This window comes from Brachybacterium sp. ACRRE (assembly GCF_022346485.1).
In the GTDB taxonomy this organism is placed as follows: Bacteria; Actinomycetota; Actinomycetes; order Actinomycetales; family Dermabacteraceae; genus Brachybacterium; species Brachybacterium halotolerans.
This window is the reverse complement of the sequence record NZ_JAKRMO010000037.1, coordinates 1-21,001: the sequence shown is the minus strand read 5'-3', so window position 1 is coordinate 21,001 and position 21,001 is coordinate 1. Positions and strand designations below refer to the sequence as shown.

The 21,001-nt window shown below is 71.8% G+C and carries 19 protein-coding genes and 1 riboswitch; of the genes, 7 read left to right on the top strand and 12 right to left on the bottom strand.

Annotated elements, in window-relative coordinates; all coding sequences use genetic code 11:
* Positions 1-81: 81 nt before the first annotated feature.
* Entirely contained in the window at positions 82-1,509 is a 1,428-nt protein-coding gene (locus tag MHY49_RS11715) for an MFS transporter (RefSeq protein WP_239204295.1), read from the top strand.
* 72 nt (positions 1,510-1,581) lie between these two features.
* Here the strand turns inward: MHY49_RS11715 and MHY49_RS11710 are convergent, their stop codons facing one another.
* Both MHY49_RS11710 and MHY49_RS11705 read right to left on the bottom strand, forming a co-directional pair.
* The gene (locus tag MHY49_RS11710; protein WP_239204293.1) at positions 1,582-2,190 is read right to left on the bottom strand and encodes a TetR/AcrR family transcriptional regulator; all 609 of its coding nucleotides are present in this window, start codon (positions 2,188-2,190) and stop codon (positions 1,582-1,584) included.
* Between the two features lie 59 nt (positions 2,191-2,249).
* The gene (locus tag MHY49_RS11705; RefSeq protein WP_239204291.1) at positions 2,250-3,863 is read right to left on the bottom strand and encodes an FAD-dependent monooxygenase; all 1,614 of its coding nucleotides are present in this window, start codon (positions 3,861-3,863) and stop codon (positions 2,250-2,252) included.
* Positions 3,864-3,944: 81 nt separating this feature from the next.
* Here MHY49_RS11705 and MHY49_RS11700 point away from each other — a divergent pair, with 81 nt between their 5' ends.
* The gene (locus MHY49_RS11700) at positions 3,945-4,694 is read left to right on the top strand and encodes a TetR/AcrR family transcriptional regulator (RefSeq protein WP_239204289.1); all 750 of its coding nucleotides are present in this window, start codon (positions 3,945-3,947) and stop codon (positions 4,692-4,694) included.
* Here MHY49_RS11700 and MHY49_RS11695 read toward each other — a convergent pair.
* The 8 genes from MHY49_RS11695 to MHY49_RS11660 form a co-directional block, all read right to left on the bottom strand.
* Entirely contained in the window at positions 4,621-5,256 is a 636-nt protein-coding gene (locus MHY49_RS11695) for a response regulator transcription factor (RefSeq protein WP_239204287.1), read from the bottom strand. The genes MHY49_RS11700 and MHY49_RS11695 overlap by 74 nt on opposite strands.
* Entirely contained in the window at positions 5,253-6,668 is a 1,416-nt protein-coding gene (locus MHY49_RS11690) for a histidine kinase (protein ID WP_239204285.1), read from the bottom strand. Before MHY49_RS11690 ends, MHY49_RS11695 begins: the two co-directional genes overlap by 4 nt.
* A 10-nt stretch (positions 6,669-6,678) precedes the next feature.
* Positions 6,679-7,197, bottom strand: coding sequence for a hypothetical protein (locus tag MHY49_RS11685; RefSeq protein ID WP_239204283.1), 519 nt, complete (start codon positions 7,195-7,197; stop codon positions 6,679-6,681).
* A gap of 151 nt (positions 7,198-7,348) precedes the next feature.
* On the bottom strand, positions 7,349-8,320 hold the full coding sequence (locus MHY49_RS11680) for a sugar-binding domain-containing protein (protein ID WP_239204281.1): 972 nt from the start codon (positions 8,318-8,320) through the stop codon (positions 7,349-7,351).
* Complete coding sequence (locus MHY49_RS11675; protein ID WP_239204279.1) at positions 8,317-9,096, bottom strand: glycerophosphodiester phosphodiesterase; 780 nt, start codon at positions 9,094-9,096, stop codon at positions 8,317-8,319. The genes MHY49_RS11680 and MHY49_RS11675 overlap by 4 nt, the downstream gene beginning before the upstream one ends.
* Positions 9,093-10,487: an ABC transporter substrate-binding protein gene (locus MHY49_RS11670; protein ID WP_239204277.1), complete on the bottom strand. Its 1,395-nt coding sequence runs from the start codon at positions 10,485-10,487 to the stop codon at positions 9,093-9,095. The genes MHY49_RS11675 and MHY49_RS11670 overlap by 4 nt, the downstream gene beginning before the upstream one ends.
* A gap of 27 nt (positions 10,488-10,514) precedes the next feature.
* Positions 10,515-11,456 (bottom strand): carbohydrate ABC transporter permease, encoded by a 942-nt coding sequence (locus MHY49_RS11665; RefSeq protein ID WP_239204275.1) that lies wholly within the window; start codon positions 11,454-11,456, stop codon positions 10,515-10,517.
* Positions 11,456-12,427, bottom strand: a complete 972-nt coding sequence (locus MHY49_RS11660; protein ID WP_239204273.1) for a carbohydrate ABC transporter permease — start codon at positions 12,425-12,427, stop codon at positions 11,456-11,458. Before MHY49_RS11660 ends, MHY49_RS11665 begins: the two co-directional genes overlap by 1 nt.
* A gap of 259 nt (positions 12,428-12,686) precedes the next feature.
* Here MHY49_RS11660 and MHY49_RS11655 point away from each other — a divergent pair, with 259 nt between their 5' ends.
* Both MHY49_RS11655 and MHY49_RS11650 read left to right on the top strand, forming a co-directional pair.
* Positions 12,687-14,648: an aconitate hydratase gene (locus MHY49_RS11655; RefSeq protein ID WP_239204271.1), complete on the top strand. Its 1,962-nt coding sequence runs from the start codon at positions 12,687-12,689 to the stop codon at positions 14,646-14,648.
* Between the two features lie 45 nt (positions 14,649-14,693).
* Positions 14,694-15,266 (top strand): YetF domain-containing protein, encoded by a 573-nt coding sequence (locus MHY49_RS11650; protein ID WP_239204269.1) that lies wholly within the window; start codon positions 14,694-14,696, stop codon positions 15,264-15,266.
* A 12-nt stretch (positions 15,267-15,278) separates the two neighbouring features.
* Here the strand turns inward: MHY49_RS11650 and MHY49_RS11645 are convergent, their stop codons facing one another.
* Positions 15,279-16,454, bottom strand: coding sequence for an SLC13 family permease (locus MHY49_RS11645; RefSeq protein WP_239204267.1), 1,176 nt, complete (start codon positions 16,452-16,454; stop codon positions 15,279-15,281).
* Between the two features lie 93 nt (positions 16,455-16,547).
* A riboswitch (TPP riboswitch) is annotated at positions 16,548-16,642 on the top strand.
* Here MHY49_RS11645 and MHY49_RS11640 point away from each other — a divergent pair.
* The 3 genes from MHY49_RS11640 (at position 16,633) to MHY49_RS11630 (ending at position 20,057) form a co-directional block, all read left to right on the top strand.
* A complete protein-coding gene (locus MHY49_RS11640; protein WP_239204265.1) occupies positions 16,633-17,322 on the top strand; it encodes a TenA family protein in 690 nt (229 codons plus the stop codon). It overlaps the preceding riboswitch by 10 nt.
* Positions 17,319-17,978, top strand: coding sequence for a TenA family protein (locus MHY49_RS11635; RefSeq protein WP_239204263.1), 660 nt, complete (start codon positions 17,319-17,321; stop codon positions 17,976-17,978). The genes MHY49_RS11640 and MHY49_RS11635 overlap by 4 nt, the downstream gene beginning before the upstream one ends.
* 54 nt (positions 17,979-18,032) lie before the next feature.
* Positions 18,033-20,057 carry a glycogen debranching N-terminal domain-containing protein gene (locus MHY49_RS11630; protein WP_239204261.1) on the top strand — a complete coding sequence of 675 codons (2,025 nt, stop codon included), beginning with the start codon at positions 18,033-18,035 and terminating at the stop codon, positions 20,055-20,057.
* On the opposite strand, the gene MHY49_RS11625 is transcribed toward MHY49_RS11630, so the two are convergent.
* Entirely contained in the window at positions 20,054-20,950 is an 897-nt protein-coding gene (locus MHY49_RS11625) for an arginase family protein (RefSeq protein WP_239204259.1), read from the bottom strand. The genes MHY49_RS11630 and MHY49_RS11625 overlap by 4 nt on opposite strands.
* Positions 20,951-21,001: the final 51 nt, after the last annotated feature.

Genomic DNA, 21,001 nt, shown 5'->3' with positions numbered 1-21,001 from the left:
ACACCCCCTTGCCCACGAACCCCGCCTCCTCTACGATCACCGAATCTGACCACTGGTCAGTTTTGACTCGAGGAGGCGTCAATGCCCGAAGCACCCCTGCCCACGCAGGCACCGTCCGCCCCGGCCTCGCGCACGACGGGCGACGCGGATCCCGCCCGTCGCACCCGTCCGCCCGGCACGAACCCCGCCGGCACGGTCGCCGGACCGCTCGGCGGCGTGACGGCGTCCGTCGGCGGCGAGCTCGCCGGGCAGCAGCCCGCGGCCGGCACAGGAGCGGCATCCGAGCCGCCGCGCGTGGGGATCGCCTATTTCGTGGGGATGTTCCTCGCGCAGTTCGGCATCTGCGCCGCCCTGATCACGCCGGTCATGGTGACCATGCAGCTGAAGGCGCAGGAGATCTCCCCGGAGAACCCGGCCGCGGTGATCGGTGCGGTGCTGCCCGTCGGCGCGATCGGCGCCCTCGTGGCGAACCCGCTCGCCGGGGCGCTCAGCGATCGCACCCGCACCCGCTGGGGACGCCGCCGGCCGTGGCTGGTCGGCGGGATCGTCGGCCTGACGCTGGCACTGGTGGGCGTGGCGCTGTCCACGAGCGTCCTCGCGCTCACAGTGTTCTGGCTGATCGCACAGGTCGTGGCCAACGCGACCCTCGCCGCGCTCGTCGCGAGCTTCGCCGACAACGTGCCGTCCGTGCAGCGAGGCCGCGGCTCGAGCATCATCAACATCGGCCAGAACGTCGCCATCCTCGCGGGCACCTATCTCTCCGTCGGCCTCGTCGATCACCTGGCCATCCTGTTCATCGCACCCGGCGTGCTGGGCATCGTGCTGGTCGCGATCTACGCCGCCGTCTCCCGTGACGAGCTGCCCGCCGAGCGCCCCGCGCCGCTGCGCATTCGCACCCTCATCGCCTCGTTCTGGACCAACCCGATCAGGCACAGGGACTTCGGCCTCGCCTGGTGGTCGCGGTTCTTCATCATCCTGGGCTCGTTCATGTTCACCACGTTCCGCCTGCTGTACATGCAGCAGCACCTGGGGCTGGACGCCGCCCACGCGACCCGGGCGGTCGCCCTGGGCGTGCTGCTCTACACGATCGCCCTGCTGGTCGCGACGTCCTTCGTGGGGGCCGCCTCCGACAAGCTGGGCAGGCGCAAGATCTTCGTGATCGGCTCCGCCCTGCTGTTCGCCGCGGGGATCCTGGTGCTCGCCTTCGCGGGGGACGTCGCCCACTTCTACCTCGCGGAGATCATCCTCGGCTTCGCCTACGGGATGTACATGGCCGTGGACGTCGCCCTCGTGGTCGACGTGCTGCCCGACCCCGAGAAGCCGGGCAAGGACCTGGGCGTCATCAACATCGCCAATGCCCTCCCGCAGTCCTTCGCCTCCCCGTTCGCCCTGCTCTTCCTGGGGCTCGGGGTCTCCGGCACGGACAACTACACGGCGATGCTGATCGCCGCGGCCGTGGTCACGGTGCTCGGCGCGCTCGCGATCGTGCCGATCCGGAAGGTGCGCTGAGCGCTCGGAACGGCAGCGCCGCGGCGCCAGGACACGCGGCCCTGAGTGCCGCGGCACTCGGAGCCGCGGCACTCAGGGCCGCAGCATCGGGCCGAACATCTCGAGGGTGCGCTCCAGGTCGATCCCGGGCTCGAGGAGCCACTGGATCTGCAGGCCGTCCGAGGCGGCGATCAGCAGGGAGGCGATCCCGTCGGCATCGAGATCGGCGCGGATCTCCCCCTCGGCCTGTCGGGCGCGGACCATGTCGGCGACATAGGACCGCACCTCGGCGAAGCGAGCCGTGAAGAAGTCCCTGCTCGGGGACTCCTCGCCCTGCAGCGAGCCCGCCAGCAGGGTCGAGTAGAGCTGGACCATCCCGGGCACGTGGGCGTTCTTCGTCGCCGCGTCGACCATCGTGCCCACCGGTCCGAGCTCGTCGTCCATTCCGCGCCGCGCCTCGGCGTGCGCGTAGACCGCGAGCAGCAGCTCCTCGCGCGAGGCGAAGTAGTGCAGCAGCGTCGCGTGCGAGACGCCGATCGTCTCGGCGATCCGCCGCAGCGAAGTGCCCTCGTCGCCGCGATCCTGGAACACCTCCAGGGCGCGGTCCAGGATCTCCTGACGTCGGGCGACGCCCTTGGCGTACGAGCCGCGGCGCCGGCCGACGGCCGGATCGTCGCCGGTGGCGGGGCTGGTCTCAGGCATTGCTGCAGTCTACGGAGACTTCTCTCCCCTGTTCTCGTGCGACAGCGGACTCCGAGCTCTCAGCACTCCGGCCCCGGGATCCCGACCGCTGCGAGGCAGTCAAGGATCACCCCGATGTCCCCGGCGTCGGAGAGGACGCCGATGCACCCGTCCGGCCTGATGAGCACCCGCGTGCGGTCCGTGGGCGCGTAGGCCGTCGCGAGCGTCCCGTCGCCGTCCGCGATCTCCCCCTCGCCCCGCGGTTCGTCGACGACCCGCAGAACACGGATCCCGTCGGCCTGCTCCCCCTGCCCGGGTGCACCGCCGAACTCGAGCAGCGTGAAGACCCCTCCGCCGATCAGGTCGAACAGCCGGTGGGGCCCGTCGACCGCGATCAGTCCCGTGGCATCGGGAGCGCGATCGCCCGCGCGCAGGTCCGAGGATTCATCGCGGTCGTCGACGGAGAGCCGGGAGCCGCGGCATCCCACGTCCAACTGGATCGTGCTCTCGTCCCGCTTCACGGAGAACTCCCGGGTCCTCTGCGTCTCGGCGAGGCGCGCGTCGGTGAAGGCGAGGACATGCTGGGCGACGGGCCTGCGCTCGGCCTCGTAGGTGTCGATGAGCGACTCCGGGGCGCCGTCGGCGAGCACCGCGGCGAGCTTCCAGCCCAGGTTGCAGGCGTCCTGGACGCCGGTGTTCATGCCCTGTCCGCCCGCCGGGGAGTGGATGTGCGCGGCGTCGCCCATCAGCAGCACCCGGCCCGCACGATAGTGCGCGGCGAGGCGGACGTTCGCCCTCCACACCGAGGTCCAGACCGGCTCGCCCAGGCGGATGTCCGTCCGGCCCGACCGCTGCTCGAGCACCTCCTGGAGGTGCTCGGTCTCCAGCCGGGGCTCCTCCCCCGGTGCGAGGGTCGCCGTGCACTGGAACAGATCGGTGGACGGCAGCGGGCACAGGCTCACGATGCCCCGGGGATGCTGCCAGGTCCGCCAGCGCTCGCGATCGATCCCGGTCAGCGGCAGATCGGCGATGACGAGCCGGACATCCTCCCTGGTCTCCCCCTCGAAGGCGATCCCGGCCAGCTTGCGCGCCGCGCTGTGGCCGCCGTCCGCGCCGATGAGCCACCGGGCCGACACCACGTGCGTCGCGCCGCCGGCAGTCACCTGGGCGAGGACGCCCTCCGCGGTCTGATGGAGGTCGACCAGCCGGGTCCCGAACTCGACGTGCCGGCCGTACCGGGCGAGCTGCTCGCGCAGAGCGTCCTCGACCCGCCATTCCGGCGTGATGACGCTCGCGGGGTACGGGATGTCGGGGCGGTCCGCGAGCGCGGCCGGGACATCCCCGCCGCGTCGGACCCCGCCGTCCGCCGAGATCATGTCCATCGGCATCGCCATCCGCCCCTGCGCCAGGATCCGGCCGACGATGCCCAGGTCGGCGAAGGCTTCGAGAGTCCGCGGCTGCACGCCCTTCCCTCGTGACCCGGGTCGCGGCCCGTCCTCGCTCTCGATGATCCGGAAGGGAACGCCGCGACGCGCGAGCACGAGTGCCAGCGTCAGGCCGGAGGGGCCGGCGCCCACGATGAGCACGTCGGTCGACGGCCCTCCGCCCGAGGGCGACTCCACCCGCTCACTCCGTCCGTTCCCGCCCACCACGTTCTCGCCCACCACGTTCTCGCCCACGACGTTCTCGCTCATCGAGCACCTCCAAGAAAGCATCTGCTTTCTTGGACGGTACGTCCGGTTGCGAAGAAAGGCAATACTTTCTAATCTCTCGCCATGGGAGCCGTGAGCAGAGGCGCGTCCGCGTCGAACGTCGACACCGACACCGACACCGACACCGACACCGACACCGACCAGAGTGCTGCGGCACCGGCCTCGGGCCGCCGTCGCGGGGCGGAGCTCGAGGCGGCGATCCTTGAGGCGGCTTGGGACGAGCTCGTCGAATCAGGCCTTGCCCGGCTGACCATGCGTGCCGTGGCGGCTCGCGCGCGGACCAGCGAGCCCGTCCTCTACCGGCGCTGGGACGACAAGAATCAGCTGGTGCTCGCCGCGCTCATCCACCATCGGGACCAGCGTCCGGTGGACGCGCCCGACACCGGGGATCTGCGCACCGACCTCGTGGAATACCTGACGGCGGTCGGCACCGTGCGCTCCGCGTTCTTCGCCGTCGCCGCGGCGGCAGCGTTCTCCGGCCTGCTCGACGCCACCGGTATGACGCCCGAGCTGTTCCGCGAGCGCATCATCGGCACCCACCTGAATGCGCAGGCGCGAGAGATCTTCGACCGCGCCGAGGCCCGTGGCGAGCTCGATGCGGCTGCGGTGCCGCAGAGCGTGCTCGCGGTCCCCTTCGACCTCGTGCGGCTCGAGCTGCTGATGTCCCTGCGCCCGGTGCCCGCCGAGCGCATCGCGCAGATCGTCGACGAGATCTTCCTGCCGCTCGTGGCACGCGGCCTCAGCCGCGACCCCGCACCAGCGCCACCGCCTCCCGCCGCTCGGACACCCCGAGCTTCGCGAAGATCGCGTTGACGTGGGACTTCACCGTGGAGACGCCCAGGAACAGCCGTTCGGCGATCTCCGGGTTCGTGGCTCCGTTGGCCATCAGCTCGAGCACCTCGGCCTCGCGGGCGGTGAGGTCCGGGAACCGCTCGCGCACGCTCGTCGGCTGCGCCTCGGGGAGTCCCGCGACCACACGCCCGGCGATCCGGGAGTCCAGCGGGGTGCCTCCTTCGGCGGCCGCCCGGATCGCCGCGACCATCTCCTCGCGGCCCGCGTCCTTGGTGAGATAGCCGGCGGCGCCCGCGCGCAGCGCGGCGTCGATGCTCGCGTCGTCCGCGAAGGTGGTGAGGACCAGGACGCGCACGGCCGGGGCGCTGCGCGCGAGCGCGGCGGTCGCCTCGGCGCCGCCCATCCCGGGCATGCGCAGGTCCATGAGGACCACGTCGGGCGAGACCTCCTCGGCGAGCGCGACCGCACGGGCGCCGTCCTCCGCCTCGCCGAGCACGTCGATGCCCTCCGCGAGCGAGAGCACGGTGACGATGCCGTCGCGCACGAGGGCTTGGTCGTCGGCCACCAGGATGCGGATACTCATGGTCTCGTCTCCTCGGGTTCCGGTCCGGGATCGGCCGACGGATGCGCCATCGACTCGGCCGCGGAGAGCGGGACGCTCGCGGTCGTCTCGAAGGTGCCGCCGCTCAGCAGACGGGCGCTCGCGCCGCCGCCCACGGCCTCACAGCGCTCGCGCATGCCCAGCAGACCGAAGCCGCCGCCGGGGCTGCCCGCCCGCGGCGCCTGTCCGATGAGATCAGTGGTTCCCGCAGCATCGCCGTCGCCATGCCTGTCTGCGGTCCGCACCCGGCAGCGCAGCACCGCTCTCCCATCGCGGGCCTCGAGATCGAGGTCGGCCGCCCGTCCGGGTGCGTGGCGCCGTGCGTTCGTGAGCATCTCCTGTGCCGCGCGCAGGAGCGCATCCGCGCGTGCGGGATCCAGGGAGCGCAGCGCACCGGCACCCGCTCCGCGGTCCGAGGACGTCGTGGCCCCCTGAGCGAGCTGCTCAGAGGCGGCCGACGCAGGGGCGAGCAGCCCGTCCAGGTGCACCTCTCCGCCGCTGTCGCGGTGCGCGGCCGCGGCGTCCTCGATCCCGGCGATCACCTCTCGCGGCGTCTCGCGGAGCGCGGAGACCGCGTCACGTGACTCCGCGAGGCCGTCGGCGGCCAGCCCCCGTGCCCGGCGCAGACGGGTCTCGAGCTCGTCGAAGCGCCCGGCCTCGGCGAGCGCCACGGCGGCGTCGAGCTGGAGGGTGAGGGCACCGAGGGAGTGCGCGAGGACGTCGTGCAGGTCGCGCGCTATGCGGGCCCGCTCCACGAGTGCCGCGTTCTCCGCGCGCTCGCGCTGGGCGGCGATCTGCTCCTGCAGAAGGACGCGCTCCCTGTCCGCCGAGCGGACGCGCTGGGCGCGGAAGCGGCCGATCAGCGCCGCTCCCCCGCACACCAGCAGGAAGATGATCAGCAGCTCGGGCGTGGCCCCGGAGACGAGCGCCGAGCCGACGAGGGCGAGCGCATCCGCGGCGAGGACGACGGCCATCACGTCCGTGCGCCGCTCGGGCCTGCGCACCAGGCGCACGATGCCCGCGATCGCGACGGGCAGCAGCGCGCTGCCGGTGGTGAAGGCGAGCGCGCACGCCGCGATCTGGGAGACGGAGACGACGACCGTCGCGGCTCGGATCGTGCGCGGGTCCGCCTGTCGGTACTGGTCGGTGAGGGCGCCCAGCACCATCTCCGCAGACCACAGCACGACCACCCCGATGGCCGCCGCGCGCAGCCCAGGGGTCTCGACCTGCCACGCGGTCAGCATGAAGAAGACCGCGAGGGCGAGGGCGAGCACCATCGTCAGCCCATCGATGCGGCGCTCACGGCCCGGTGTCGCGGGTTCGACGGACCGCGCAGGACCGGCCGACGGCGCAGCAGCGCTCGTCGGCCGGGATCCATGCGGTGTCGAGATCACCCGCGCGATCCTATGACCTGGTCGCCGCGTGCACGACCGTGAGGTCCTGGGCGCGGCGGGGGCGGTGCGTCGCCACGGCCGCGCTGACCAGGCGGGCGAGGCCGACCGACAGCAGGATCATGCCTGTGGTCCGGGAGCTCTGCGCCCCGGACAGGGCGACGACGGCGAAGGACATCCCCACACGCACCGCGATGTAGGCGATCCAGAGCGCGAGGCCCCACCAGCCGCCGCGCATCTCGAGCGAGCCGTCGGCACCGGTCCGCACGGTGCTGACCAGGCCCATCACGAGCCCGGCGCCGACGGCGAAGACGGCCGTCAGCACGAGGTATCCGAGCGTGACCGGGTCGATCAGCGACTGCCGCAGCTGCTGGAGCACCAGCACCGCGCCGACCACGCTGAGGATCCCGCCGAGCCGCTGCATCCTGGCGACCTCTCGCCACTGCAGCTGCCGGTACAGGATGAGGCCCAGCGCGGCGAGGACGATGAGGCCCTCGAGCAGGGCGTTCCAGGGGATGGACGAGGCGTTCATGATCTCCTCCGAGGATCGGGTGGCCGGCCTCCGCGGGCCGATGCCTCGATGCTTCGGCACAGGCCGCCCTGGGCGAACCGCCCGCGGGTGGAGAACAGGGTGGAGATGCGGAGGGAGCGAGCGGCGAGGGGCCGGGCCGCCGGGACCTCTCTCACGTCTCCGCGGCCTCCAGGGCGAGCTCCGCGGCGCGCACGTCGGTGATCACGACATGGGCGAGCCCTGATCGGAGGGTCGCGAGCACTGCTCGGTGCTTGCCCTCTCCCCCGCCGATGGCGACGCGCAGCGGCACCCGTCGCAGCTGGTCCTCGGGGATGCCGGTGAACCGCTCCCCGAGGCCGCCGACGCTGGTCCCGTCGATGTCGAGCAGGCTGGTGCCGATCTCGGCGACGACCCCGAGCTTCTCGAACCGCTCGCGCTCGCCCTTCTCCTCGAGGATCCTCGCCAGCAGCGAGGAGTCGGGCCAGCCGCCGATGGTCAGGAACGCCTTCTGAACATGTGCGAAGCGACGCTGCACCTGCTGGATCATGGGATGCCGGAGGATCGCGATCTCCTCGGGCTCGATGAGGATCGGGACGTACAGCGGGTACGTCGCTCCGCCGGTCGCGCGGCCGATGTTGGAGATCACCTCGACGCCGTCCCCGAGCCGCGGCCAGCCGACGCCCGTCAGCTGGACCACGTCGGCGCTGGGGAGCTCCTCCACCTGCTGAGAGGCCTGCACGAGCGTGCGCCCGGGGGTGAATCCCAGCACGTCGTCCTCCTGGACCGTCTCCCGGATGAAGCGCGCCGCGACCGCGGCGATCGCCTCCCGCGCCTCGGGATCCCGGTCCGAGTGCGTCGCGACGACCAGCGCGGACCGGAGCCCGTAGCGCTGGGCGAGCCGCGCGGAGAGGGCGACGTCGATCGGGTCGGGGACCGCCGCACGGACCTCGACCAGGCCCAGATCCCGTGCGCGCCGGACCATGCGTGCGGTGACGAAGCGGGACTTCCCGATCTCCTCGGCGATCTCATTGACCGTCCGACCCTGCGCGAGGTTCTGCAGGGCGACGTACACGTGCAGGATCTGCTGGTCCAGCGGCATCGTGGAGGCCGACGCGGCCTGCCGCTCCGGCGGAGAACCGCTCACGAGCCCGGTGCCCGTCCCGCCGGCTCCTGCCGGTCCGCCGACGCCTGCTCGTTCTGCACCTCGCGCAGCCACTGCATCGCCAGCGCGGGATCGTCCGAGGTGGTGCCGTCGGCCTGCAGACGCACCGCGTCCCGCATGTTCTCCAGCGTGCGCATCGGCCACACGTGCAGCTCCAGTCCCTGGTCGCGGATCTGCGCGGCGGTGTCCTCCGTGAGCCCCTCGAGGCCGACGGCGAGTCGCTGGGCGCGGGTGTGCTCGACCAAGCCCTGCCAGCCGCCGGGGAAGCCTTCGGCCGTCGCGAGGTCCTTGCGGATCACCCCACGCCGCACCTGCGGCATCAGCCGCGCCGCCTCGCGCAGGGCGTCCTCCTGGAAGCTCATGAGCACGGTCCGCTCGGCGTCGGCCCGGTGTTCCGCGAAGTACCGGGCGAGATGGGGCACTGTCTCCGGCGCCTTGATCTCGAGCTGGATGCCGGTGCTGGTGGCGTCGTACATCTCCGCGAGGGAGGCCACCCCGCGTCCCGAATCGAGCACCGCCGCCTGCAACTGCGCCATGGTCAGCTCGCCGGCGGGCCCGAGGCCCCTGGCGGAGTCCGCGCCCGCCGTGCGGTCGAGCGTGGCGTCGTGCAGCAGGAACAGCTGCTCGTCCGCGCTCAGGCGGACATCGAGCTCGATCTCGTCGACCCCCGCCTCCTCCGCGAGCGCGTAGGACTCCAGGCTGTTCTCCGGGGCGTGGGCCATCGCGCCGCGATGGCCCACGATCAGCATGCCGGTCATGTATCCGTCCCCACTCTCCGTTCGAACTTCTCTCGAACCCTGTCGATCGCGGGCTCGAGCTCCTTCTCCATCCGCGTCAGCACCTTCTCGGCGCTCTCGCCGGCCGAGTAGACCGACTGGATGGCGTTCTTGGCCTCGACCAGGGTCTCGGGCACGTAGCGGCGCACGATGTCGGGCTCGCGGGAGATCTCCAACTGATCGAGGGCGACCTTGTATCGCGGATCCTGCGCGGCGAGCTTCGCGACCTCGTCGGACTCGATCGCATCCTTCGTGCAGGGCACGTACCCGCTGCCCAGGGTCCAGTCGATCGTGCGCTGCCCGGTGCTGAGGAACTTGATGACCTCCCACGCGGCCTGCTTCCGCTCGGCCGAGGCATAGCGCAGGATCGACAGGCCCCCGCCTCCCGTCGGCACTCCCGCGTCCTTCTCCCGAGGGAGGAACCCGCATCCGAAGTCGAAGGTCGCCGCCTCCTTGATGCCGGACAGGGATCCGGTGGACTGCATCGCGGTGGCACAGGCTCCGGAGGAGAAGTCGCCCGTCGCGTCCGCCGCCAGGTACCCGGAGCCGTCGTCATGGATGAAGGCGCGGTCGTACTCGAGCGCAGCGATGGAGGCGTCGGTGATCAGGCGCATGTCGAGCCCGTCGGAGTACGCACCGCCGAATGCCCAGATGGACCCCTGGAAGTACCAGTCGTCCCCGCCGACGTAGGCGCGCATCGGGACCTTCTTCCCCTTGTACTCGACCTCGCCGACCGCCTTCCCCCAGTCGCGGTACTCGCTGAAGGTCTCGGGGGCGCGATCCGGCAGACCGGCGGCCTCGAAGATCTCCCGGTTGTAGTAGAACAGCGGGGTCGAGCGGCCGAAGGGCAGCCACCAGACCTCGTCCTTGACCGTGCCCTCCTTCAGGAAGCGCTCGTCGAAGCTGTCGGTGCCGAAGCCCTCGTCGAAGTAGGCGCCCAGGGGCTCGAGCGCCTCGGCCAGGTAGAAGCGGTTCCAGACCACGTCGCTGAAGACGGCGATGTCGGGGACCTGGCGCGCCTGCATGCTCGCAGCGAGCTTCGACTCGACGCCGTCGTAGCTGTCGAAGATCTGGACCTCCGCGAAGATGTCGTCCTGCGCCTCGTGGAAGGCATCGAGGTTCGCCTGGATCACCTCGGCGTTGTGCGCCGTGTAGGCGCTCCAGATGACGACGCGCTGACGGTCGCGGTACTTCTCGGGGACATCGCCCGCCGGCTGCTCGAGCACGAGTCCGTCGGTCTCCCCGAGGCCGAAGCAGCCCGAGAGGAGCGGGATCGTCCCGCCCAGCAGGCCGGCGCCCAGCAGGGCCCGACGGGACGGGGCGGGTCGGCGGAGGCCGCGGCGAGGGGCGCGGCTCGCTGGATGGATCGGCATGTCTCTCCTTCGACGATCGGTTCCGGCTCAGCGCCCGTTGCCGGCGGCGGCACCGGTGAGGCCGGTGACGATGTAGCGCTGCGCGCACAGGAACACCAGGAGCATCGGCAGGACGACGATGAGGGTGCCGGACATGAGCACGCCCCAGTTGGTCACGCCGTCGTTCGACTTCAGGTACATCAGGCCGATCGGCAGGGTGCGCATGTTCACCGAGTTCGTGATGATCAGCGGCCACACGAAGTTGTTCCACTCGTCGATCACGGCGACCAGCGCGACGGTGGCGACGGCGGGCACGGACATCGGCAGCACGAAGGAGACCAGCCGGCGCAGATGACCGCAGCCGTCGACCTCCGCCGCTTCGAACACCTCGTCCGGCAGCGACATGAAGTGCTGACGCAGCAGGAAGGTGCCGAACGCCGAGGCCACGCCGGGGAGGATCAGGCCCGCGTAAGTGTTGATCAGATGCAGGTTGCCCATGGTCAGGTAGTTGACCAGCAGGGTCACGTGCCCGGGGACCATGAGGGCGCCGAGCATCACCACGAACAGCCACTTCTTGCCGGGGAACGGGAGGAAGGCGAAGGCGTAGGCCGCGAAGATCGCGAGCACCACCTTCAGCACGGCCCCGACCACCGTCACGATCAGCGAGTTCTTGATGAAGGCGCCGAAGGGCGCGATGCGCCAGGCCTCGCGCAGATTCTCGAACGTGAGGCTGCGGGGCAGCCACTTCATGGGCCAGGTGTAGATGTCGCTGTTCGCCTTGAAGGACGTGGACAGCAGCATGTACAGCGGGATCAGGAAGACCAGACCGACGGCGATCAGCAGCAGGTAGCCCCACCAGTTGCGCCTGAAGGACCCGCGACGTCGGCGCGGCGACCGCTTCCGGCCGACGGAGCCGGGGGCCGAGGGATCCTGCGCGGCGGAGGGGTCGAGATCCCCGGACGCGGTCCGGGAGGACACGGAGGTCGACATCAGTAGTGCACCTTCCTCTCGACGAATCGGAACTGGAAGGCCGTGATGATCATCAGCAGGATGAACATGATGGTCCCCGCAGCCGCGGAGAGGCCGACGTTCGAGCGCAGGAACGCCTGCTCGTAGATGAACCAGCTCAGGGTGGTGGTCGAGGACGCCGGCCCGCCGCTGGTCATCACCGCGATCAGGTCGAAGGCCTGGAATGCCCCGATGGTCTGCGTGATGACCAGGAAGAACGTCGTGGGCGAGAGCAGCGGCAGGATCACCCGCGTGAAGGATTGGAACGCGCTCGCGCCGTCGAGCTTCGCGGCCTCGAGCACGTCCGAGGGGAGCCCCTGGATGCCTGCCAGGTACACGATCGAGACGAAGCCGACGCCCTTCCAGATCGAGACGATCAGCAGGGCGGGCAGCGCCCAGTGGGCATCGGTGGTCCAGCTGGGCGACTGGGCGCCGAAGAGGTCGAAGACGACCCGGGCGAGCCCGTAGTTGGGGTCGAAGATGAACAGCCACACCACCGCGATCGCCGCGCCGGAGACCACGTGCGGCGCGAACACCACACCGGTGACGACCGGGGTGCCTCGCAGCTTCCTGGAGAACAGCGCGGCAAGCAGCACACCGAGCAGCAGGCTGATCCCCACGACCACCACGACCCACACCACGGAGACCCACAGCACCTTGTGGAACGAGGGCGAGGCGAGCATCGACGTGTAGTTCGTCAGCCCGATGAACAGCGGCTGGGGCGAGATGAAGTCCCAGTCGGTGAGGCTGAGGTAGAGGTTCGCGATGATCGGCCAGTAGGCGAAGACCGCGATCAGCGCGAGATTCGGGAAGGCGAACAGCGCGAACAGCGCGTAGCCGCGGCGCCTGCGCCGTCGACGGGCGGCCAGTCGCTGCGGCGGGAGCGGGCGGAGCCCGGATGCCGCCGAACCTGGGGCGCGATCAGCGGGGAGAGCGGGGGCTTCGAGGCTCATCTCAGAGTGGTTCCTCTCCGTGGAGCTCCATCGTTCGTGCGCGACTGCGCGCCGCGGATCCGCGGGTCTCGCAGTGACCGTCGTCACGGTAGCAACGGCGCTCGCTTGTGCGAGGGGACTGCACATAAGTGCGGGCCGAGTTCATCGGATCGCCACCTCGTGTTCGTCGCCCGACCCCGCCCTCGCGCCACCTGGCCTACTCTCGAAAGAGGTCCGCCGTCGGGCCGACGGCGGACCACGATCTCTGGAGGGCAGCATCGTGGACAGCACTCGAGCGCAGACCGTCGCGCACCAGCTCATCGCGTCCCATCTCGTCGAGGGAGATATGGACCCCGGCAGCGAGATCGGCCTGAGGGTCGACCAGACGCTCACCCAGGACGCGACCGGAACCATGGTCATGCTCGAGCTCGAGGCCATGGGTCTGGACCGGATTTGCACCGAGCTCTCCGTGCAGTACGTGGACCACAACCTGCTGCAGACGGACGAGAAGAACCCCGACGACCACCTGTTCCTGCTCTCGGCCGCGCGGCGCTTCGGCCTCTGGTTCTCCAAGGCGGGCAACGGCGTCTCCCATCCGGTGCACCAGGCCCACTTCGGCCGCCCGGGGGCGACGCTGATCGGCTCGGACTCCCACACCTGCGCCGCGGGCGCGCTCGGCATGCTCGCGATCGGCGTGGGCGGCCTGGAGATCGCGATGGCGATGGCCGGCCAGCCGCTCTACGTCGCCATGCCCGAGGTCTGGGGCGTCGAGCTCACCGGCGAGCTGCCGGACTGGGTGAGCGCGAAGGACGTGGTGCTGGAGATGCTGCGCCGCCACGGCGTCAGCGGCGGCGTCGGCCGCATCATCGAGTACCACGGCGAGGGCCTCGCCCAGCTGACCGCGATGGACCGGCACGTGATCGCGAACATGGGCGCCGAGCTCGGCGCGACCGCGACCGTCTTCCCCGCCGACGACGCGGTCCGCGACTACCTGCGGGCCGTCGGCCGCAGTGACGAGTTCACCCGTCTCGAAGCCGACGAGGGCGCGCAGTACGACGTCACCGAGCACATCGACCTGAGCGCCCTCGAACCCCTGATCGCCGCGCCCTCCTCCCCCGGCAACGTGCGCCCCGTCGCCGAGGTCGAGGACGAGGACGTGTTCCAGGTGGTCGTCGGCTCCTCGGCGAACCCCGGACTGCGGGACTTCGCCGCGTTCGCCGAGACCCTGCGGGGCCGCCAGGCGCACGAGGCCGTCTCCGTGGACGTGAACCCGACCTCCCGCGAGGTGCTCGCCGACCTGATCAGCGGCGGCTGGCTCACCGATCTGGTGGCCTCCGGGGCGCGCATCCACCAGTCCGGATGCCTCGGCTGCATCGGGATGGGCCAGGCCCCCGCGAGCGGCCGCAACTCGCTGCGGACCATGCCCCGCAACTTCCCGGGCCGCTCGGGCACCGAGGAGGACTCGGTGTGGCTGTGCTCGCCGGAGACCGCGGCCGCAGCGGCGCTGACCGGGCGGATCACCGATCCGCGCACGCTCACGGACTCGCTCGGGATCCCGGCCCCGCGCCCGCAGCTCCCCACGGAGTTCGCGCGCATCGAGGACATGCTGCAGCCGCCGCTGCCGCTCGAGGAGGCCCGTGAGGTCGAGCTCGTGAAGGGCCCGAACATCTCCTCGCTGCCCGAGTTCGCGCCGATCGACGACGATCTGCGGTCCCCCGTGATCCTGGTGATGGGCGACGACGTCTCGACCGACGAGATCATGCCCGCCGGCTCGCGCGTGCTCCCCTTCCGCTCGAACATCCCGAGGATCTCCGAGTTCACCTTCACCCGCATCGACCCCGACTATCCCGCGAACGCCGCGGAGGCGAAGGACGCGGGAGGCCACGTGGTGGTCGCCGGGAAGAACTACGGGCAGGGCTCCTCGCGCGAGCACGCCGTGATCGCTCCCCGCTACCTGGGGCTGAAGGCGGTCATCGCGGTGTCCTTCGCCCGCATCCACTGGCAGAACCTCGCGAACTTCGGGATCCTCGCCCTCGAGTTCGACGACCCGGAGGACCACGACAGGATCTCCACGGGCGATCTCGTCGAGATCGACGGCATCCACGCGGCGCTCGAGGCCGGCACGGACCTCACCGCACGGATCGGGGACCGAGAGGTCCCCGTGCACCATCGGCTCTCGCCGCGCCAGGTGGAGATGGTGCTCGCGGGCGGACGGATCCCGCTCGCCGCGCGCGAGGCGTGAGTCGCGCATCGTGAGGCGTGGGTCCCCAGGGACGACAATGGCCCCATGATCGACTGGGACCTCATCTGGCGCGACTACGTCGGGATCAGCGGCAGCGCGGTCCTCGGCGTCGTCGCCTCGACCATCGTGCTGTACGGCTTCTTCTCCCTGCTCATGCAGGCGATCGGTCCGCGCCTGATGGCCCGCCCCAGCGCCGGCAGCTTCGTGGTCCTGGCCGTCGTCGGCGGCATCACCGCCCGCGCGACCCTCGGCGAATCGCCGACCATGCTCGGCGCGGTGGTCGTCCTGAGCACCCTGGTGGTCCTCGAGTACGTGACGGGCAGGTTCCGCCGCGTCCCTCTGCTGCTGCGGCGCACGCGCCCGATCGTGGTCATGCTCGGCGGGGAGCCGGTCGCGGCCGGCCTGCAGCGCAGCAGGCTGACCCGCGCCATGCTGCTGGATCGCCTGCGCGTGAGCGGGGTGCTCGACCTCGACGAGGTGGAGCTGGTGATCCTCGAGGTCCGCGGCACGCTCACGATCGTCCGGCGCGGCAGCCGGATCGACCGCGATCTCGTGTCCCAGGTCGTCGGTCGCGACCGGATCCCCGAGCGCCTGCTGTCGGACCCCGAGAGCGTCTGAGGTCCGGCCTGCTCACTCCATGACGGCCAGCGCGAGCGACGCCAGGGGCACCGTGATCACCACTGCGACCGCGCCGAGCACCATGAAGCGCGTCCAGGGGATCCGCACGCCCATCGCCTGCATCCGCTGATGCCACAGGAGGGTGGCCAACGATGCCCACGGGGTGATCAGGGGCCCCACGTCCACGCCGATCAGCAGGGCCATGGCCGACGCGGGATCGTCCGCCGCAGAGCGCTCGAGGAGGAGGAACGCGGGGAGGTTGTCGAGCACGTTCGCCGCGAGCGCCGAGGTCCCGGCGGTGCGCAGCAGGCCCGTCGGCCCCGCGCCGCCGTCGGCCGCACGGAGCACGAACGACGTCGCGCCCTGCACGTGCGCGGTCTCGACCAGCACGAAGAGGGCGAGGGCGATCGCGAGCGGGCGCCAGGGCACCAGGTGCACTCCGATCGCCTCGCGGCGCCGCAGCGCGAAGGCGAGCAGCAGCACGAGCGCCGCCGCGCCCGCCGGGATCCACACCGCCGGCACCAGCACGAGCAGGGGCAGCAGCACCACGACCACGCACCCGCTCACCCTCAGCAGGACGCGGTCGCGGATCTGCGGGGCGGGCGAGGTCCGGAAGCGGCCCCGCAAGTCCCGGCGATGGACGATCGCCAGCAGGACCACCGGCACCGCGACCGCGATCAGGGTGGGCACGGCGCTGCGGGCGAGGAACGCCGCCGTGCCCCCGCCCAGGGCACCCCTGGCCAGCAGGTTCGTGAGGTTCGAGACCGGCAGCAGCAGTGACGCCGTGTTCGCGAGCCACACGGTGGCCAGGGCGAAGGGCACCGCGGGCACGTCGACGCGCCGGGCCGTGAGCACGACCACCGGGGTCATGATCAGCGCCGTCGTGTCCAGGGAGAAGAAGGCCGTGCACACCACGGCGAGAGCGCACACGGCGCACCACAGCACGGCGGTGCGCCCGCGGGCGAGGACGGTGAGGCCGTGGGCGATCACGTCCAGGAGTCCTGCCTCGCGCGCCAGCTCGGCGAGCACCGCGATCGCGACGACGAATCCCAGCACCGGCGCGACCCGCTCCAGCAGCGCCGCGAGATCCTGCGGGGGCAGCCCGCCGCCGAGGACGCACAGCACGGCGACCAGGACCAGCGCCCCGATCGCGAGCGCACCGGCGCGCCTGCGCAGGAGTCCGAGCATGCTGCGAAGCGTAGACCGCGGGGCCTGCCCACGGGGCCCGTGGCTCCCACGGCGCGGGACGGCCTCGTCCGATGCGCGCGGCGGCGCTACCCTCGCACGTGCACGGGGTGCCCTGACCAGGGCTGAGAACACACCCGCTGAACCTGATCGAGCTCGTACTCGCGGAGGGATCGCCACCATGACACCTGCCCCACGTCCGTCCACCGAGGACGCCGCCTTCACGGCGTCCCTGCGCCTCCAGCACGCCCCGGCGTGGGAGCGCGCCGTCGGCCACCGCTTCGTGCGCGAGCTGCACGCGGGAACCGTCCCGGACGAGGTGATGGCGCGCTACCTGGTGCAGGACCATCGCTTCCTCGACGCCTTCCTGCAGCTGATCGGCGCCGCGCTGGCCACCGCCCGCACCCCCGCCGCCCGGCTGCGATTCGCGCGCTTCGCCGGGGAGGTCGCCGGTGACGAGAACACGTACTTCCTGCGCGCCCTCGACGCGCTCGGGGTGAGCGAGGAGGAGCGCGCGCGGATCCCGAACACGGCGGCCACCGACGGTTTCCTCGACGTGTTCCGGGAGGCGGCGGAGACCCGCGACCACGCCGCGATCCTCGCGGTCCTGCTGGTCACCGAGTGGCTCTACCTGGACTGGGCGAGCCGGGCGCCCTCTCCCCGGCCCGAGAGCTTCGTCCACGCCGAGTGGATCGCCCTGCACGACGGCCCCGGCTTCCGCGATCTCGTGGACTTCCTGCGCACCGAGCTCGACGCCGCAGATGTGCAGGACCCCGAGCGCGTGCGCGCCTTCTTCGCGCGCACCGTCCAGCTCGAGAACGAGTTCTTCGACTCGGCCTACGAGGCCGACGGCGAGGTGGCGACGGCATGAGCGCCTCCGTGCTGTTCGACCAGCTCAAGGCCTCCGCCGCCGAGGACTGGGACGCCTACGTCCACCACACCTTCGTCACGCGGCTGGGCGAGGGCACGCTCCCCCTGGCCGCCTTCCAGGACTACCTGGTCCAGGACTACCTGTTCCTCCTCCAGTTCGCACGGGCCAACGCCCTGGCGGCGTACAAGGCCGACAGCCTCGAGGGCATCCGCTCCGCCGCGGACTCGCTGACCGCGATCCTCACCGAGACCGCTCTGCACGTGCGGCTCACGGCCTCCTGGGGCATCGACCGCGAGTCCCTCGAGTCGGCCGACGAGAAGACCGGCACCGTCGCCTACACGCGCTTCGTCCTGGACGCCGGCATGGCCGGGGACGCCCTGGACCTGCAGGTCGCCCTCGCGCCCTGCGCGATCGGCTACGCGGAGATCGGGACCGCGCTCGCGCCGCGCCTCGCCGAGGGCGCCGAGCACCCCTACGGCGAGTGGATCGCCGAGTACGCGGGGCAGGAGTTCCAGGCGAGCGCCGCCGAGGCCGGTGCGCGGCTCGACGAGCTCGCGGGCGACCATCTGCCCGCCCGCCGGCGGGCACGGCTCGAGCGGATCTTCCGCACGGCCACCCGCATGGAGGCCGCGTTCTGGCAGCAGGCGCTGGACTGATCGCGGGCGTGCATTCCCCGAGCGCACGGGGGCCGCGCGTGCAAGCATGAAGCGGTGAGCACGCCTCCGTCCTCCCCGAGTCCGTCCGCAGCGCGGCGCGTCGAGAACCACCAGCCCTTCCTCCACGATCTCGCCGTGGTGCTGCGCGCCCCGCTGCAGGCATGGTCGGCGCCCGACGGCACGATCATGGGCGTCGGCGCCCAGGGCGTCTATCTCGGCGACACCCGCGTCGTCTCCGACCTGACCTGCGAGGTCGAGGAACGGCCCGAGAACGAGCACGTCGAGCGCCCTGCCCTCTCGCCCCTGTCCGCCGAGGTGCGCAGCGCGCAGGAGGTCGTGTTCCGCCGGCTCGTCACCGCGCCCGATCTGCCCGGCGACCCGCTCGTCATCCTCGAGCGCACGCGCGCCGCATCCGGCCGCGGCATCCGCGAGACGCTGCGCCTGCGCAACGACGACGACCATCCGCGCACCCTGCCCCTGCGTCTCGGGCTCGTCACCGACGGCGCGACGATGTCGCAGGTCAAGGACCCGCGACTGATGCTCGCGCAGGATCCCGGGCGACCAGGCGCCCACGTCGAGGAGGGCGCGGCGCGGTGGTCGATCGGTGAGCGGGGCGAGGCCGTGCTCCGCGCGAGCACCGGCACCAGCACCAGCACCAGCACCAGCACCAGCACCAGCCCGATCGTCCCGGAGGCCGACGGGCCCGTCGTCACCTGGCGCTGCATCCTCGAGGCACCGGCGCGCGGCGCGGCCGAGGCGAGCTGGGAGCTCGAGCTCGCCGACCCGGACGTCCCCTTCGAGGCCGCCGATCCCCGCCACCTCCTGCCCGCGGTCGAGCAGGACGCGGACCCCGAGCGCCGCGCCGCCCGCGATCTCCTGGCCCGCTCCCTCGCGGACCTCGACGCGCTGCGCCTGCAGGTGCCGGGCGATCCGGCGCGCAGCTTCGCCGCCGCCGGCGCCCCGTGGTTCTTCACGCTCTTCGGACGCGATTCGCTGATCGCCGCCTCGCTCGCCCTGCCCGTCGACACCACGCTCGCCGAGGGCACCCTGCGCACGCTCGCGAGCATGCAGGGCACCCGCATCGTCACCGCCACGGCCGAGCAGCCCGGCAAGATCCTCCACGAGGTCCGCGCGCAGGGCATGGAGATGGCCGCGAGCCATCTGCCGCCGGTCTACTTCGGCACGATCGACGCGACGCCGCTGTGGATCGAGCTCCTGCATGACGCGCTCGACGCGGGCCTCGACCCCGGTGTGCTCGCCGAGCTGCGCCCGCGCCTCGAGGCCGCCGCCCACTGGCTCCTCGAGCATGCGGACGCCGACGGCGACGGTCTGCTCGAGTACATCGACGAGAGCGGGCACGGCCTGACCAACCAGGGCTGGAAGGACTCCGACGACTCGATCCGCCGCGCGGACGGCTCCCTCGCGAGCGGCGCGATCGCCCTCGCCGAGGTCCAGGGATACGCCTATGCAGCCGCCCTGCACGCCGCCGACCTGCTCGAACGCGGCGGCCCGACGGGCCCGTCGTCCGCGGAGCTCCCCGCCCGACTGCGCGCCTTCGCGACCCGCCTGCACGAGGCGTTCCACGCGCGCTTCTGGTGCGAGGACGAGCGCGGCCGGTATCCCGCGATCGCCCTCGACGGCGCAGAGCGCCCGGTCGACGGCGTGGCCTCGAACATGGGGCACCTGCTGGGGACCGGCCTGCTGGACGCGGAGCAGGAGCGCCTGGTCGCGGACCGCCTCATGGATCCCACCCTGTTCTCGGGCTTCGGCATCCGCACCCTCTGCACCGACAACGGCGGCTACGGACCGCTGCGCTATCACGGCGGCAGCGTGTGGACGCACGACACCGGATACATCCTGCGCGGCATGCTCCGCGCCGGCTTCGAGGACGAGGCGCGCGTCTTGGCGCGAGGCCTGGTGCGGGCCGCGGACTCCTTCGACCAGCGTCTCCCCGAGCTGTTCGGCGGGCAGAGCGCCGACGAGGTCTCCGCGCCCCTCCCCTATCCGGCCTCGTGCCGTCCGCAGGCGTGGGCCGCGGCGAGCGCCGTCCCGATCGCCCGGGCGCTCGGGCTGCTCTAGCCCTTCCGGTCGACGAGCGGAAGACCTCGCAGCATGCCCTGCAGGGCCATCACCTGCCGCGGGATGTACTCGGCGATCGTCAGCCCCACCACGTCGCAGGCATCGCCGATGTCGGCGATCACCCGGTGGACCTGCGCGCTGGTGAGACCGTCCGGGACCTCGCCGAGCCCGAAGGTGATCTCCTCGCTGTCGACGGTGTCGACGTCGAGGTGGATGGCGACCTTCGTCGCGCCCGTCGAGGCCAGCCATGCGAGCAGCGCGTCGCTCGATGCGCGCAGCTGATCGGGGCCGATGGTCGTGAGCCCCCAGGCGGGCACGTTCGCCAGGGCGTCGGGCTCGCCGGCGTGCAGGCCGGCGTAGGCGAAGCGGGAGGGGGCGATCGTGGCGGGCAGGCGGTCGAGGATCTCGGCGTCCCCGTGCCCGGTGAGGACGGACGCCGCCATCGCGTGGTACCCGTCGTACCCGGTCTGCGGGGTGTCCGCATCGGGGTGCGCGTCGATCCACACCACGGCGAGGTCCTCGCCGTAGCGCTCGGCGAGCGCAGCGAACGGGGCGACGCTCACGGAGCACTCGCCGCCGAGCGTGAGGATCCGCGCGGCGTCGTGCCGGGCGATCGCCTCCTGGGCGGCGGCGAGGGAGGCCAGGATGCTCGCGCGCGATTCGATGCCGCCCGTCGGCCCCTCCTCGGGCTCGGCCATGTCGACCGGGACGTGCTCGGTGGGACCGTCGTGCGCAGGGATGATCGCGTCGAGGATCCGGGAGCCGACGGCGTAGCCGTGGCGGGCGACGGGGCCGGAGAACTCGGGCAGGAGGGATGCGACGTTCTCGCGTCCGGCGCCCTGCCACTGGGGCCAGACGAGGCGCAGGGTGTCGGAGCTGTCGGGATGCGTCATGGGGATCATGTGCCTTTCCGGATGGCGGGGTGGTCGGTCATGGGGCGGCGG